The following is a 15,689-nucleotide window of genomic DNA, read 5'->3' as shown; positions in this document are numbered from 1 at the left end:
GCGACAATGGCAAGGGGGCACAAGGGTAAGAGGCCTATCCGAAAAGGCAAAAGGACCTTCCGAGTGCAAAGCAGGTATCGCGATGAAGCGCTGGTGGTTCAAACATCAAAAAGGCAGTGCCAAGGCGCCCAGGCTCACTCCAGCGCCCGCGGGCTTCCTCCTCCCACTCCCCTCTGATTCCCTGCTAGGTGCCGACCACCGGAAAAAGCTACTGCAGCGCATCTGGCAATACACGGCGCTCTCCGAGCCTCAGTTCGATCAGCTGTACCTTGATCCGATCCGCCGTTACGCCGCCTTTGTACAGCAACTCCCCGCCAGCGAAAGCCACCACCATGCCTACCCGGGCGGCATGCTCGACCATGGACTAGAACTGGTGGCCTGCAGCTTGAAGCTGCGCCAATCGTACCTGCTACCCAGCGGCGCCGCACCGGAAGATCAGGCCGCGCAGGCGGACGCCTGGAGCGCGGCGATTGCCTACGGCGCCCTGCTCCACGACGTCGGCAAGATTGCCGTCGATCTCCAGGTGGAGTACCAAAATGGTGAACGCTGGCACCCCTGGCACGGCCCGCTGAATCAGCCCTACCGCTTCCGCTACCTCCCCGACCGGGATTACCAACTACACGGTGCCGCCGCTGGGCTGCTGTATACACAGATCTTGACGCCCGCCCTACTCGACTGGCTCAGCAGCTACCCAATCTTGTGGCGACACTTGCTGTTCTTGCTGGCTGACCACTACGAACACGCCGGCACCCTCGGAGAGTTGGTGCTGCAAGCAGACCGGGTTTCCACGGCGCAAAACATCGGCGCCAACCCGACAAAAGCACTGAAAGCCCCCAAGCACTCTCTGCAGCATCACCTGCTTGCGGGCCTCAGTCACCTGGTCAAAAGCGAGTTCAAACTCAACCAGCCTGGCGCTGCCGGCTGGCTCACTGTTGACCACCTGTGGTTGGTCAGCAAAACCGCGACCGACAGGCTGCGTGCCTACCTATTGGCTCAATCGGTGGACGGTATTCCCTCATCCAACATAGCCATGTTCGATGAACTGCAATCACACGGATTAGTGGACGCGACACCTGAGGGCAAAGCGGTATGGAGTGCCAACGTAACAGAGGATGACTGGCAACATCGCTTTACCTTTCTCCGAATGCAACCGAGCCTGATTTGGGCCGATGAACCTCGGCCAGACTGCTTCAAAGGCACGGTTGAACCGATGATGGAGCACTCCCTGCCGACCGGTGAAACCTGCGAGTCGGCGTTGGATCTACCGGAACCAACGCCGGAAGGAAAGCAGCCCGTACCCGAGCACCCGAACCAGGATTTTGACTATCTCGACGATTTGATGGACATGTTGCAAGAACAGGAGGTCGACACTGGACCAAGCGCGGGAAGCCTGCAATCCACCACTGCGCCATCCAAGGATACCGAGGGGGTGGCCTTCCTCGAGTGGTTGCGCGACGGTGTCCGCAGTCATCGCTTGGTGGTCAACGACAGCAAGGCCAAGGTCCACACCGTAGACGGCACTTTCTTCCTGGTCACCCCGGGCATTTTCCAACGCTACGCCGCCGAACACCCAGAGCAGACTGAGGGAGGCAACCAGATCGAGCATTGGCGGCGCATTCAGCGTCAATTTGAGAAACTGGGCATTCATCAGAAACGAGCTAATGGGCAAAACATTTGGGCCTGCACTGTGAGAGGTCCTCGCAAAACGAGCATTCTGAATGGCTACCTCCTGCACGGATCAGAAGGCATTTCCAACGACCCTCCGACGGACAACCCATGCCTCATTCTGGAAAGATGAAACGATTCTCTACGCCATGAGATCCTCCAGCAGGCCACGAGTAATAGCGGCTTCGCCCACTCTCAATCGGCAGAAGTACTATTCCCAAAGGCGTCATGATAGATTGATAGCCAAGTGTCATCACCGCATTGATTGCTCAAGGTAAAGGCCCATCGCGCCGCTTACCGACGTCACAAGGAATGTTTCATGTCTGGCTCCAGTACCCGTTTCTACGGCAGGTCTTCTGCCGCCAATCCCGCGTGCGAAACCCTTGAGTTGTTCACCCAGCTCTCGTCACCCAAGGAAGATGTGGTCGATGAGATTGAGATCGGCGATATCCTGGAAGTGGTGGTCATCACCCAGAACAGCTTCAGTACCGTGCAAGTACTGTGGAGGGGCCGGTTGGCCGGGGGGATTGCTTCACCCGATATTCAGGTGCTCCAGCGCTGTCTCAGCGAAGGGGTAATTTATCTCGCCGAGGTAATGGAAAAGAGCGGCGGAGAAATTCGAGTTCGGATTTTCCCTTACACGTCCTAACGCAAGGAAGCCCAAGATGATCACTGTCGTAGGTGGAGTGTACCAAGAGCGTTGCATGTCGCCCCGCTGGATCGAGGTCTATGGTTCCGGTGGACGAGCTGCCACCGCGCTCGCGCGAATGGGGGCGCAGGTTAGCTTGCACGCTTATGCAGATGCCCACACGGAAGGTGTGATTTGCCAACGAGCTGCGCTTGAGGGTTTCGATGTACACCTTGAAAGCATCGGGCAATCAGTCAGCTTCTCCTACACACACGGACTGTCCATTCCATCTGTATTCAAACCCGTTGTTGATCAAACGCCCTTGCAGGTCAGAGCGGACTGGGTAGTGCGCTTTGGCATGATCGAAGGGGATGCAGTAGTAGATGCCGAGTACGCCGTTTATGACCCCCAAAGCCCGGTGAGCCCACAACGTTTCTCGGCTAACGGATCCAAAGCCAAACACCTCGCCCTCATTCTCAATCACAACGAAGCGGAGGCGTTGTACGGCAACCGTGAACCGAATGTCGAAAGGCTCGCTGCTGCCTTGTCTGAGATGGAAAAAGCGGAGGTCGTCATCATCAAGAGAGGGCCACTGGGCGCGCTTGTGTATACCGGTGGCCAGTCTTCAACCGTTCCAGCCTACGCCACGTCCAAGGTGTTCAAGATTGGTTCAGGGGATAATTTCGTTGCTCATTTCGCCTACAACTGGCTTGAGCTTCACCTACCCCCTCACGATGCTGCGCTGAATGCTTCACGCGCGACCGCGTTTTACTGCCAACACCAGGGCTTTGGCACGCCCAAGCGGCTTAAGGATTTCCAGCCGGTGCCACTGATCATTTCCAACGCTTACCGAAACGGGAAACGGCCAAAGATCTACTTGGCAGGGCCCTTCTTCACCCTTGCCCAACTGTGGCTGGTCGAGGAAGCTCGAAATGCCTTCCTGAGCATGGGACTGGGGGTCTTCTCTCCCTACCATGACGTAGGTCACGGGCCAGCAGCCGAGGTTGTCCAGAAAGATGTGGATGCCATTCACGAATGTGAATTGATGTTTGTGATCGGGGATGGCTTGGATGCAGGCACCATTTTTGAAATTGGGTACGCCCGGGCACTCAGCAAGCCTGTGATCATGTATGTGGAGAATGAGTCCGAAGAGGACAGAAAAATGATGGAGGGCACGCATTGCGTGATCAGCAATGATTTCGTCACCGCTATCTATCAGACTTCTTGGGAGGCTGTGGCGGTATGAAGCGTGCCCTGTTGCTGTCGGGAGGCATGGACTCCCTGGCTCTGGCCTGGTGGAAACGCCCGGAACTCGCCATCACCCTTGACTACGGACAACTCGCCGCTGAAGCTGAGATCGGGGCTTCGCGTACGATCTGCAAGCATCTAGGCATCAAACACCACGTTGTCTCAATTGACTGCCGTTCGCTTGGGTCGGGGGATATGGCCGGCGCCAATGCTGATGCGCATGCGCCTGCTTCGGACTGGTGGCCCTACAGGAATCAGATGCTGATCACGCTGGCCGCAATGAAGGCGATCAGCCTCGGGGCCAACGTCTTGTACCTGGGCTCAGTCAGCTCTGATGGCTCCCATCAGGATGGAACGCCGGCCTTTGTTGCCGCCATCAGCCAATTGATGGCCATGCAAGAAGGCAACATGAGAGTCGAAGCGCCCGCTATCACCTTGACCACCTCCGAATTGGTGCGAACAGCCGGCGTTCCGATGAACTACCTGTCATGGGCGCACAGTTGTCACAAATCGAATGTGCTCTGCGGAAACTGCAGGGGCTGCAACAAGTACTTTGAGGTCTGGAAAGAACTGGATCATGACCTGGACGCGGCCCTCTAATCCCTCACCTCGGGCGATCCCTGAGTTCTATGAGCCCTATGTGTGGCCGGTGGGAAATCATCTGTTTTTCGCAGCAGCCAAAGGCAGTGTTCCGGTGGCTGCCGAGGCGTCAGTGTTCGACCTGCTGGCTCGTCGGCGAAGCAGGCGATCCTTCGGGCCGGTGAACACTGACGCACTCGGGTCGCTCCTCTGGCACACCGCAGGGATTCAGGCTACTGAACCATCTGGATACGGACCTCGCCTGGAGCAGCGCCCTACCCCCTCTGCGGGCGCACTCCACCCCATCCACCTGCTATTGAAAATGCCAGATTTCCCCGAGTGGTATCGCTACGACGGAGGTGCGCATGCGCTTGTGGAGGTGCCAGGATCTTCAGGTGTTCTCGCGCCGTTGCTGGGTCAAAGCGTCGAAGTGATCGCGTCACCCTGCGCCACCCGGATCGTCTTGATTGCCGAGCCGGGCAAAACCTTCGCCAAGTATCACCATGCTTCAAGCCTGATCTGGCGTGATGCCGGAGCCTTGCTGGGTATCTTGTCGATTGCAGCAGAGGCGCTAGGCATGCATTTCTGCCCCTTAGGCATCACGGGTGAGCCATGGGTAAGCGAGCTATGCCTGACAGGAAGGCTGGCCGGTGTTGGCATGGCATTGATTGGCAGCCCAGATCTGGAAGACTTAGGCGGCCTTTAGCTTGCTTCTGCCCAAAAGATCATGGACAACATGCGATGCGGACATCATCTGGTACCATATCAATGCATCGAGGGCGGAAGCCCTGACGGACAGCGCCCGACTGAACGCCAGGAACTCCTGTTCCAGCTGCAGGTAATGCCGCTCGACCGTCAAGCCCGGGGTGAAAAAACCAGCTAGCGCGCCTGCCCTCAGGATGTGGATATCCAGGATGGCCACATCGTCGGCATCCAGCCAGTTCCGCGCGATCCATGACGCGGTCTTGAATCCGATGCCAGGAATCGCAAGCAGCCAGTTACGCAGCGCTTGCCCAGACTCCAGTGGAATGTCTTCGGCGTGCAAGGCCATGAGGGCCGCGTGGAGGTAGCGGGATTTCTGCCTGGCGAAGCGATAATGCACCGACTTTGCGCCGACAATCAGCGGCTCGGACAACCACTCCAGAAGCTCGCTCTCTGAAGGAAGGTAACTCTCAAATGCGCCCCTGTCCTTGAGATGCGCGAAGGCTGCCAAGCCTACGCTCGCCGGAATGCCGTGACCACCGAGTAGGCAGGCCCCCACTTCTTCCCTAAGGGTGGAGCCGAGCTTGTAATTCAGCGGGTGCGGCTGAATTTCGTCCGCCCATGCTTGATAAGCCCAGTAAGCCGGAGATGGGAACGCTTCGATGGCTCCCCATTGCACACCGGGAAGCACCTCGCATTCCGCCTCAGGAAACTGCCGCCGGTGCACGATCGAATCTGAGAAAACACATCCCATCTGCATGCTTATCTCTCTCCCTCTCCGTAAGTGTCGTTCATCCACTGAACCAGATTGTTGCGTTCAACCGGGTGCATCAGAGCAATCTTCTCGCGCAGCCGTGCCTGGCGACGAGCGATGGTTTGCCGCTCTCTAAAGGTATGGCCCAGGTAACGGGTATCATGGAGCGCCATAGGTTCTGGAAAGTTCATCCAGACGCATTCTTCTCGCAAGCCTGCATGCGTCTTGGCGTCGAAGGTCACCAACCGCCATCCCTCGAGTGCCTCCAGGTACAGATCGCTCCGATAGCCCGAAACCATCACCATGCACGGAAGGGCCTTGAGGGTGCCCAGCAGTTCGACATGGCCCTGCTGGTCGTACTCAAAGCGATACACCTTCTTGCTTTTGCGGGTTTCCGGCAGGTAAGGAGGGTCAGCGTAGATCAACTCGTTCCCAGTGAAGGTTTGCGCCTGCAGGAATTCGCGGGCGTCCTTATGCACGAGTTCGCACTGCCCATGCAACTCGTTTTGCTGCCACAGGGCGTGCACAGCAGGATCGATGTCGATACCGATGCTGCGCGTTGCCGGTTTCTTGTGCCGCATTACGGCACCCGCCCCAAGGTGGGTTTCGATGTAGACCTGATGCGCGGGCATCAGATTGATCAAGCGCTGGTAGCACTTGCCCTTTCCGCCTGGATAATTCATCGCCTGATCATCGTCAAAACTGACGATGATGTCAATCGCCGCCTGCACCTTCCCTGCAGCCATGACGCCGCACGCGACCGTATTCCCAGCGCTAATGGAAAGGTTATACTCAACCCCATCATGGCTTTTTGCCAACACCTGCAGGTGTGGCGGCAGGATTATAAGTACAGCTCAAAAGGATTATTGATGCGCATTGTAAAATTCAGAGCCGAAAAACTCTTTGGTCGATTTGACTATGAGATCGATCTCGACCCGCCAAGCGGCAATACCATCATTACTGCGCCAAACGGATACGGTAAGTCAACCATTCTGAGAATCCTGCAGAACTTCGCATCTGGTGACTACTACTACTTTATCCGCGAGAGTTACGCCATTCTGGAGTTTACCTTCTCTGAAGGCCCGCCTCTTACTATCTACAAGACGCTGGATGACAAAAAAAAGCAGTTGGTGTCATTCTCACGCGGCAAGCTATTTTCAAAGCTAGGTGACCCGTTTGAGGACAATATTGATGAAAGCATTTACTTCATTGAACGCGAACTCGACTTTTTGACCCGAGTTGGATACACGACTTGGAAGCACGATGTATCTGGCGAGATTCTAGATCGACTCGATGTCTTGGCAAGGTACGGGGGTAAAAGCAACCTTCGCCACAGGTTCCGCGCGATAGACTGGGTCGAGGATCTTCGCGCACAACTGTCCATTTACTCGATTCCAACGAACAGACTGAAAGAAGGTGAAGCGCCTTCCGCCCAGTCATCAATGGTAACACTGATTGCGCGCGACATAGCCGAACTGATCAAGGACACCATACGGAATCAGTTCAAAATTGGTCGCGAAAAAGAAACCAGTTTCCCCGCCCGCATTATTGACTCGCTCAAATCTGGAGAAGCCCCTTCAGAAGAATCCATCAAGCAGTCGATCGCGGCAGTACAGAACCATGAGTCACGGTATAAACGACTGGGATTGCTCCCCAAGGACAGCTCTACAACGCACCTGAGTAACCAGACGGAGATTAGCGACCATGCCACCAGGGTCGTTCTAAAGACTTACCTGGATGATATCCATCATAAATTCTCGGAACTTGCTGCGGTCGCGAGCAAGCTTGAGGTATTCACCAAGTCGATCAACTCACTGTTTGCCTTCACGACAGCATGGCCATCAGCGGATGGCGGTATCGTTATCCGAGCCAAGGATGGGGAGAAAGAGCCGCTGTCACTGGCAGCCCTATCGTCGGGCGAACAGCACCTACTTGTCATTCTGGGCAAGTTGGTATTCGAGACAAAGCCCGGCTCACTGGTTTTGATTGACGAACCCGAGATTTCATTTCACCCCGAGTGGCAGGAAAAATTCCTTGATATCCTGGAGAGCATCCGTGAAATCAATGGGTTCTCGACAGTCGTCGCGACCCACTCACCCATGGTGATTGGCCATCGTTGGGATGACACCGTAGAGCTGGCTGATCTGTACACCCAACATTCCTAAGGACGGGAAACCTGATGAGTCGACTTCGTACTGCACAGAGCAATCCAACCAACTTGTTGAACACCGCCAGGATGATGTACAGATCCAAGGGAGAGCAGACTATTGTCGTGGAGGGGAAGACCGATAAATTCTTCCTTCAGCAGTGGTGCAAAGAAGGGGCAAAAATTCGGTTTGATGGCATGGCCGGCAAAGAGCTTGTCGAAAAAGTCTATAAAGATTCCAAGCACCCCAACTACAGCGATGTTGGACTGTACTTCTTTGCGGACGTTGATTTCGACACTGTCGCCGGCATCGAATTAATCAGCGACCCACGCTTTATCTACAATGCATACTGCCATAACCATTCAGTGGTTGAGTATAACGACCTTGAAGCGTTCTTGATTAACAATGGTGCTCTGGAGAAAGTCCTGATCAACCACGGGATTGATCGAGCATGTGCCCCAGACATCAAGCAAAAATTGGAGCTTGCGTCTCGCTACCTTGGCTCTCTACGTGCAGCAGATATCGTCACTGTCAAGCAGATGAGGCTTTCATCAAGCGTCCTAAATGGTCTTGAGATAGAACCCTTTTTCGACGCTCAGAATCTCGTTTTCGACCAGAAGGCTTTCGAAGCGCAGTTGCCCTATTGGTCGAATAACAGGCGTCATTTAGATGAACTGCTGGAAGAGGCCGAGAAGATAAACTCGGCCAACACAAAACCCTGGGCCCTCAGCCGAGGCCACGACATTACTGAAATGCTGGCCCTTCATTTGGCTCACGTGGGAAACAAAGGAATGCGGGCTGAGCGAGTTGAGTCTATGCTGAGAATGGCTTGCGAACTGGCGACCTTCAAAGCTAGCCCTATGGGGCGTAAGCTTGCCTCGGAGTGCCCAGAATCGTTCATCATTGAGTAATCTGAACACACGCTTACATCAAGAGGGACGTCAGCGTCCCGCTTGCTGCCATATTGAAACTTTCCACTATCTGTATTCACCCATTCGCATCAACGACCTGACAATGAACGCCTCATGAAAATATTGTCACACCGGAGCAACTCAGATCCATAGTGGTGTTGGAAATAGGATAATTTGTCATGAGGACATTTCTGTGGATCAACAGCAGTTCGCTGCCATCCCCCTCACATAGCTGCTACCCCTTAGCACCTTATCCAAGAACGCTTAAGCACCAAATCGAAAAGCTTCCACTGGAATCGCCATCATAAGGATACGTCTGGTAGCGGGGGGGAGCTAGTTATCCATATAGTGCAGTAACTGGTCTCGAAAATGCTTTGCTAAGTCACATGGAGAATAGCAAGTCTATGGACACCTTTCTGCACTTAAGCCAGGGAGGGGGCGCCGTTCGTTGGAGATCGCGATCTTCCCCCCTGAAGCGATGAAGACACGGCAGGGCCGCCATCAAAGGGAGGCCCTTCTTCGTCCATAGCTAAAACACAGGCTGGTCAACGGCTTGCCCCGCCCCGTCCCATAGCGGCAACTGAATATTTGCCAGATGCTCATCGTCAACCACAAATGCGAGACTGTACCTCGCGCGGGTGATAGCCACGTACAGCTTGTTCCTAGACTCGTCTGTTTTATCCTTGTCGAAAACCCTGAGGTCACCGCCTAAATACTTGAGATGTTTGTCCGGTGAGATAATCATAACGCGATCAAACCCAAGACCTTTGCTGGAACCGAAGGTGTGACAGGAGAGGCTAGCCGGCAGGTAGCCTTTGCCCATTGACGACGACCATCGCAATACTTGGGGCCTGAACGTGGCGAGATATTCGCTCACCTGCGATGGCCTGATGACGAAGGCACCGCAGTGGTGGGCCATCTCATCAGGAACGCCCGCCACCTCAGACTGGGTTTTGTCATAGAGGCCAGGGTGTATCGTATCCGACAGATCACAGATGTCCTGGATGCATCGACGGTTCTTCGGCAGCGAGCGCTGTTCAAACTTCAAACCCTGAAAATACTGGATCTTCTGCTGCGGCGTTTCGGGCGCTTTGTGGCCGAACGTAGTCGTGTAAATGGTTTGACGAAAATCACCAACACAGCAAATCGAGTCAGGCATGACCTTACTCAGCGTCTTGATGACGTCGTAATCCCAGCCCACCAGATCCTGTACCTCATCGAAAAAGACCCGCTGATAGATTTCCTTCAGCCGCTTAGCAGGAGCATTTTTGGAGGCAGCCGCGACCCTCGTCGCCAATTTCGCGAGCAAGCCGGTATAGGCCTTTGTCTTGCAGGGGGTCAGATAATGGAGTGGGTTCAAACCGCCCTCGGTCTTTTCACCTCTATTGGGATACCAGCTCTTCGTACGAGGTATCAGGTGAGGGTTCTGCTCCGTGAACATTATGGTAGCAATACGCTCAGGAAACACAGCGTTTTGGTACGGTCTCACCAAGTCTTCCAAATAAAAAGAGAACAGACCTTTGACGACAAACTCGTCACTGCTTCTGCCGTACACTTCGACGAAACGAGAACGTAACTCGGCCTGGTTGCTCATCGTGTAGGTGACGACCAACACGCGGCCACCCGCTTCGATGACCTCGATGGCTTCCTCTATGATTTTGTGGGTTTTTCCCGATCCGGCTCCGGCGATCCAAAATTCATTAGCCAAAGTCGAACACCTCATCAAGGAATGCCGGATACTTGAATTCTAGGCCTCCATCGAACAGTCTGATGGCCGAATCGACCTTACGGGCGCCCTTGCCATTGCCCTTCACGCTTCGGAACCAATCGATCAAAAACTCACGGCGTTTGTTTAAGCCAGCCTCCTCCGTGTATAGGTTGTAAGTCTTCTTGGACAATACCTCTTTAGCAAAAGCGTTCAGCGTTTTCAGATCGACCGCGTTTGCGTAAATCATGGCGGGCTCAAGCGAAAACTCCTCATCGTTGTCCGAGGAGATGAGCTTGATGTTTGCAAAGTCCGCGTAATCGTCACGGGCCTTCACCACGTTGTTCTGGTAGTCGCCATCGTTATCCCTGAGGACATTGATACGTGTGCCGATCTCTTTACCAACAGAGATGAAGGTGTCGAACCCGACCCCGCGTACCACGATAATATCGATGCCATCCTGCTCCGGCAGACGGTCATGCTTACGGTAGTAAATCTTCTTCAGCACCAACTCGTCAGATGGCCCTTCTACCAGAATCACCTTGCGCGACAGCGCCACACGCAAGGTGTCATAGCCAGGCAAGCGTTTGAGCGTCTTGACGACATCGGGATCCAGCTTGTGAAGACGCTGGTAGCCCGACTGCACGAGGCAGATTTTATCGATGCTCAGCTTGTTAAGAACGTACGAGCTGTGCGTAGTGAGGAATAGCTGCTTGGCACCCCGCTGCTTCTCGATGTAGTGCACCAGCTTGTTGAGATTGGTGTGCGAGAGGTGGTTTTCCGGCTCCTCCATCATCACCAGGTCGATGTCCTTCGACTTGTTCTGAATGGCGAGCTTGATCTGCACATTGCTCTGCTCACCTTTCCCGATGAACTGGAATGGCACGTCATCCACTTCAAGCTGCAGGCCGGTTTGGATCGAACCAGCTGGCAAAGTGCTCGCGGCGATGGAGAGTTTTTTGTCTGTGATCAGGTGATCTGCATCCAAGCCCTCATTGACTGCTTTGACCTCGCCCGAATCGTTGAACACCTGCTGATTTTCGCGGTAGTTGAGGGTCAGTTTGACCAGCTCCTCCTTGTCCAACGCGGTGTTCAAGATGGTCGAGATGTACTGGTTTTTCCCCAATGTGGGATGAATCCGGGTCGGGTCGATGTACAACGCCCTGAATTTTTTGGCCACAGCCTTGATGGGGTTCCATCCGAAATCCAGCCACTCCAGTTTGTAGAACTCGATCGGAACGCTCGTAAGGTTCGGTTTCGTATTAAGGTACTCGGCATAAACAGCCTCCAGCGAGGCATCGAAGCACGCTTGCACCGTGACACCCTGAGCATCCACCTTCAAGAAGTTGTTCGCGCCACGATAGTCAGGCACGCCCTCGATGAACGCCTCGATGACCAAACTTGGCAGGTGTTTGGCCGATCTGTCGGAATTCAAGAATTGCTGGACAGCGTCCTTATTAAAAATGTCTGGCGTCAACTCAGTGCCGAAGGGGCGGCCACGGTAGTTATTATTAAGAACGATTTCCAAGGCTTCTAGAATCGTACTCTTACCGGCATTGTTATCGCCGACAAAGATGTTGACGTCATCGTTGAACTCAAGATGATCATCTTTGAACTTCTTGAAATTGGTCAGCTTAATCGATTTAACGCGCACTCTAATTCCCTCTAGAAAACGTCGGATAGTGGCCTGGTGCCACTTCTGCTGCGACATTACAGCGCCCTTCCGAGACTGTCTATCGGCGAACCAATGGATTTTATTACGCTATACGGCAATGACAGGCGCGCACGAGTTTCCACCTTTCGCCATACCCACTGGTCTCGAGCAACGGCGCCCAGAATGCTCAACAGCAAAAGGGCCATTTGCCATACTGGTAATAGATGATCGTAGGCTCGATTCCCGCCGTGCTTGATCGTCACCCTGAAACCGAAGACCTAGACGCCTTTGGCCATCGGCACTACGCGCAAGCATTGCGCTGTTTGATCGAAGAAGAAGGCCTCAAGCCGCCATCCAACACCTGCATGCTGGGAGACTGCGGTATCTCACTGACACCAGTCCCTAGTGCGTTCACTGGAGGAGGCAGGCCTGATCGAGAGAACCGTTTACTCTGCGATTTCCCTCGCATGAAGCTTTGCCTGAGGCTTAAGCTTGAGCAGCGTGCCCGGGAGTAGGAGTGGCGACGGAATTTGACTTGTAGCTGAAGGCCGGAACTGGCGTTAGTGAAACCTGAACACCCCTTCCTGACATGAGTCAGCAGGCCATCATGAATCCAACACTCCCACCACAATCCACAGAACGCCAGGGGAAGCCAAACCAAAAATGGGGGACCAGATGGGGGACCAAAAACACTAAGGATCGAGTAGGAGGCGGGCTCACACCCGCCGTCCTCTCACACCACCGTGCGTACGGTTCCGTACACGGCGGTTCAGGTCACACGACTAAGCCGATTGATCGTATCCAGTATCGAAACCAGTCCGAGTCGATCCCATAGTTTCTTCGGTAGCGCCTGATTCATATGCGACGCGCCCGAGTTCCACCACGGGCCTCGGCCGTTATAGGCCGATTTACAGGCACGCTCTTCGCTTAATCCAAGACGCATCAGGTTGCGCGCTCTCGCAGAGGGCTGCTTCCATTGGCGCCAGATGGCACAGCGGAGTTTGTGCCTGAGCCAGCCATCCAGCTCCTCAAGTGGCCGTTTGCTCTGGCTAAGCTTGAAGTAACCTGCCCAGCCTCGCAGAACCGGGTTTATCCGCTCGATGGTATTCGCCATCTTGTGGCCCCGCGCACTGCTCAGCAGTTCTGCGAGCCGGTCGCGCAGGCGCCCCAGGCTCATCGCAGACACACGCAGCCTCGGCTGTTGATGCCAGCTCATTCCATAGCCCAAGTAATTGCACTTCCAGGCCCTTGCCACTTGGCTCTTCTTCCTGTTCACCGTCAGCTTCAGACGTTGACTCAGGAAGCGCCCGACGCTGGCCAACACGCGTTCGCCTGCTCGTGGGCTGCGCACATAGATGTTCGCATCATCGGCATAGCGCACGAAGCGATGGCCCCGCCGTTCCAGTTCGCGGTCGAGCTCGTCGAGCAGGATGTTCGACAGCAACGGCGAGAGCGGGCCGCCTTGCGGCGTCCCTTCCTGGCGCGGACTGACGACACCGCCTGACATGATCCCGGCCTCGAGGTAACGACGGATGAGCCTGAGCACGCTTTTGTCTTCGACATGCTGCTCGACACAGGCCATGAGGATGTCGTGGTTGACCCGATCGAAGAACTTCTCCAAATCGAGTTCCACGCACCAGCGATGCCCCGCTGCCACATGGGCACGGGCCATCTCAATGGCTTGATGCGTACTTCTGCCCGGACGAAAGCCGTAGCTGTAGTCCGAGAACAGTGGATCGAAGATAGGCGTGAGCTGTTGCTGCAAGGCTTGCTGGATCAAGCGGTCCACCACGCTGGGGATACCCAGTTGGCGTGTACCGCCCTGCGGCTTGGGAATTTCAACCGCCCGCACTGCCTGGGGATGGTATTCACCAGCCAGCAACCTGGCCTTGAGGATTGGCCAACACTGATTCACGTAGCCCGCCAACTCGGACACCGTCATGCCATCGGCACCCGGTGCGCCCTTGTTGCTGACCACGCGTTGATACGCACACCTGAGGTTGGCCGGTGCAAGCACCCGCTCCATCAGCGTGTTCGGCTCCGCGTTCGTCCACGTTGCTGACGCCGCTGGCACCTGTGCGCTGTCAGGCGTCATCCTCGGCTTCTGGCCGGGAGTCGGGGTGACAGTTTCCGATGTAGGAAATTTCCGCATTGCGGCTACCAACGAGACAGCGACGCCTACTGGCGGCATAACCTGTTCGGCCCTTGGTGGCGCGGTTAACCGCCACTTACTACGGCTTCGGCTGACTTCTGCACGTTCATCCCGTCGCCTCTCGGCGCTCGGTAGCACAGTGGCAAACGTGCAGATCTCCCAGGGTAATTCGCGCGACCTTCCTGCTTATGCCTGTCGGATCTACGTCACAGCGTTCCGTGCAAGTATTGGGCTTTGAAGATTGTGGCCTTCTTACCCCGCTGCGCCGCCTCGTATCCACTTCCTGTTCGTCAGGCCAGCATTTTGCCTCGGGCTTCCTTCAGATTCGCAGTCGCCCGCGACACCCTTGCCTCTGGCTAACACTTCCCCTTGCCGGGTGTGTAGAGGACTTTCATCTCCAAGTCACCCGCTCAGCCACCACAGCCAAACGGGTTGCGCTTGCGCGCAACGCGCCATGCCTGGCGCACCACAAAAAAGCCCTGAAAAATCAGGGCTTTAATGAGAATTAGTGGCGGAAGCGTAGGGATTCGAACCATCACATCGTCACTCCTCCAGGCTGCTCGCCTTCTGCATGAGCAGTACCAGAGATCGTCCGATTCAAAATTCTGGATAGTGGGCAGCTGCAATTCGGTGGGGCAAAAAGTGGGGCAAAATTGCTTCCCAAGAAAAAGCTGACAGCCATAAAAAATCCAGTCACCGCTAAGTGACTGGATTCTTTGGAGTTATTTGGTCGGGACGGAGTGATTCGAACACTCGACCCCTTGCACCCCATGCAAGTGCGCTACCGGGCTGCGCTACGCCCCGACTCTATTCTCGGTACCGCTGAGAACGGTAAGAAATCTAACCTAACCTTTTGAATAATGGAAGCTTTTTTTCAAAAAAATCCATTCATCGTCAAGCAGGTTACTTCTTCAACACCACCAACACATCCTCCAACTCGGCAATCATCTGTCGAATCAGCTGCTTGTACTGGGTCGTGTCATCCTTGGCCTCATCACTGGACATGCGCAAGCGCGCGCCGCCGATGGTGAAGCCCTGGTCATACAGCAACGCGCGGATCTGGCGGATCATCAGCACATCTTGGCGCTGATAATACCGCCGGTTTCCGCGGCGCTTGACCGGGTTGAGCTGCGGGAATTCCTGCTCCCAGTAACGCAGCACGTGCGGTTTTACCGCACAGAGCTCACTCACCTCACCGATGGTGAAGTAGCGTTTGCCCGGAATGGGGGGCAGCTCGTCGTTATGGCTTGGTTCCAGCATAGGCCTCAACCCGGGCTTTCAGTTTCTGCCCTGGACGAAAGGTGACGACGCGCCGTGCGGTGATCGGGATCTCTTCCCCTGTCTTGGGGTTGCGGCCCGGCCGCTGGCGTTTGTCGCGAAGGTCGAAGTTGCCGAATCCGGACAACTTGACCTGCTCGTTCTCCTCAAGCGCGTGACGAATTTCTTCGAAAAACAACTCGACCAGCTCCTTGGCCTCGCGCTTGTTAAGCCCCAGCTCCTCGTACAGCCTTTCGGCCATCTCAGCTTTCGTCAGAGCACCCATG

Annotated in this window: 14 protein-coding genes and 1 tRNA gene; 7 read left to right on the top strand and 8 right to left on the bottom strand. The window is 55.1% G+C overall.

Annotated features, from left to right (window positions below):
- Positions 1-82: 82 nt before the first annotated feature.
- The 5 genes from mobH (at position 83) to ACNFHO_RS00700 (ending at position 4,826) form a co-directional block, all read left to right on the top strand.
- Positions 83-1,798, top strand: a complete 1,716-nt coding sequence (gene mobH / locus ACNFHO_RS00720) for a MobH family relaxase (protein ID WP_416764799.1) — start codon at positions 83-85, stop codon at positions 1,796-1,798.
- A gap of 186 nt (positions 1,799-1,984) precedes the next feature.
- Positions 1,985-2,314, top strand: coding sequence for a hypothetical protein (locus tag ACNFHO_RS00715; protein WP_416764798.1), 330 nt, complete (start codon positions 1,985-1,987; stop codon positions 2,312-2,314).
- A 16-nt stretch (positions 2,315-2,330) separates the two neighbouring features.
- Positions 2,331-3,539 carry a PfkB family carbohydrate kinase gene (locus ACNFHO_RS00710; protein WP_416764797.1) on the top strand — a complete coding sequence of 403 codons (1,209 nt, stop codon included), beginning with the start codon at positions 2,331-2,333 and terminating at the stop codon, positions 3,537-3,539.
- Entirely contained in the window at positions 3,536-4,141 is a 606-nt protein-coding gene (locus ACNFHO_RS00705) for a 7-cyano-7-deazaguanine synthase (RefSeq protein WP_416764795.1), read from the top strand. Before ACNFHO_RS00710 ends, ACNFHO_RS00705 begins: the two co-directional genes overlap by 4 nt.
- Positions 4,119-4,826, top strand: coding sequence for a hypothetical protein (locus tag ACNFHO_RS00700; protein WP_416764793.1), 708 nt, complete (start codon positions 4,119-4,121; stop codon positions 4,824-4,826). Before ACNFHO_RS00705 ends, ACNFHO_RS00700 begins: the two co-directional genes overlap by 23 nt.
- Here the strand turns inward: ACNFHO_RS00700 and ACNFHO_RS00695 are convergent.
- Both ACNFHO_RS00695 and ACNFHO_RS00690 read right to left on the bottom strand, forming a co-directional pair.
- On the bottom strand, positions 4,812-5,582 hold the full coding sequence (locus ACNFHO_RS00695) for an 8-oxoguanine DNA glycosylase (protein ID WP_416764792.1): 771 nt from the start codon (positions 5,580-5,582) through the stop codon (positions 4,812-4,814). The genes ACNFHO_RS00700 and ACNFHO_RS00695 overlap by 15 nt on opposite strands.
- Before the next feature lie 2 nt (positions 5,583-5,584).
- A complete protein-coding gene (locus ACNFHO_RS00690) occupies positions 5,585-6,322 on the bottom strand; it encodes a DNA adenine methylase (protein WP_416764789.1) in 738 nt (245 codons plus the stop codon).
- A 123-nt stretch (positions 6,323-6,445) separates the two neighbouring features.
- Here ACNFHO_RS00690 and ACNFHO_RS00685 point away from each other — a divergent pair, with 123 nt between their 5' ends.
- Together ACNFHO_RS00685 and ACNFHO_RS00680 are read left to right on the top strand one after the other, a co-directional pair.
- Positions 6,446-7,741 carry an AAA family ATPase gene (locus ACNFHO_RS00685; RefSeq protein WP_416764787.1) on the top strand — a complete coding sequence of 432 codons (1,296 nt, stop codon included), beginning with the start codon at positions 6,446-6,448 and terminating at the stop codon, positions 7,739-7,741.
- A gap of 14 nt (positions 7,742-7,755) precedes the next feature.
- Positions 7,756-8,634 carry a hypothetical protein gene (locus ACNFHO_RS00680; protein ID WP_416764786.1) on the top strand — a complete coding sequence of 293 codons (879 nt, stop codon included), beginning with the start codon at positions 7,756-7,758 and terminating at the stop codon, positions 8,632-8,634.
- Between the two features lie 529 nt (positions 8,635-9,163).
- On the opposite strand, the gene ACNFHO_RS00675 is transcribed toward ACNFHO_RS00680, so the two are convergent.
- The 6 genes from ACNFHO_RS00675 to ihfA all read right to left on the bottom strand — a co-directional run bounded on the left by ACNFHO_RS00675 (position 9,164) and on the right by ihfA (position 15,688).
- The gene (locus ACNFHO_RS00675; protein ID WP_416764784.1) at positions 9,164-10,342 is read right to left on the bottom strand and encodes a UvrD-helicase domain-containing protein; all 1,179 of its coding nucleotides are present in this window, start codon (positions 10,340-10,342) and stop codon (positions 9,164-9,166) included.
- Entirely contained in the window at positions 10,335-11,993 is a 1,659-nt protein-coding gene (locus ACNFHO_RS00670) for an ATP-dependent nuclease (protein ID WP_416765393.1), read from the bottom strand. The genes ACNFHO_RS00675 and ACNFHO_RS00670 overlap by 8 nt, the downstream gene beginning before the upstream one ends.
- 769 nt (positions 11,994-12,762) lie before the next feature.
- Positions 12,763-14,184 carry a group II intron reverse transcriptase/maturase gene (gene ltrA / locus ACNFHO_RS00665; RefSeq protein WP_416764783.1) on the bottom strand — a complete coding sequence of 474 codons (1,422 nt, stop codon included), beginning with the start codon at positions 14,182-14,184 and terminating at the stop codon, positions 12,763-12,765.
- Between the two features lie 688 nt (positions 14,185-14,872).
- Positions 14,873-14,949, bottom strand: a tRNA-Pro gene (locus ACNFHO_RS00660).
- A 99-nt stretch (positions 14,950-15,048) separates the two neighbouring features.
- Entirely contained in the window at positions 15,049-15,405 is a 357-nt protein-coding gene (locus tag ACNFHO_RS00655; protein ID WP_054892048.1) for a MerR family transcriptional regulator, read from the bottom strand.
- Positions 15,386-15,688, bottom strand: a complete 303-nt coding sequence (ihfA, locus tag ACNFHO_RS00650; RefSeq protein ID WP_003250679.1) for an integration host factor subunit alpha — start codon at positions 15,686-15,688, stop codon at positions 15,386-15,388. The genes ACNFHO_RS00655 and ihfA overlap by 20 nt, the downstream gene beginning before the upstream one ends.
- Position 15,689: the final 1 nt, after the last annotated feature.

Origin of the sequence: Pseudomonas sp. NY15374 (genome assembly GCF_048068255.1) — a bacterium.
Classification (GTDB): Bacteria; Pseudomonadota; Gammaproteobacteria; order Pseudomonadales; family Pseudomonadaceae; genus Aquipseudomonas; species Aquipseudomonas machongensis.
The sequence above is the reverse complement of the archived record's forward strand: the minus strand, read 5'-3'. Positions and strand labels throughout refer to the sequence as shown.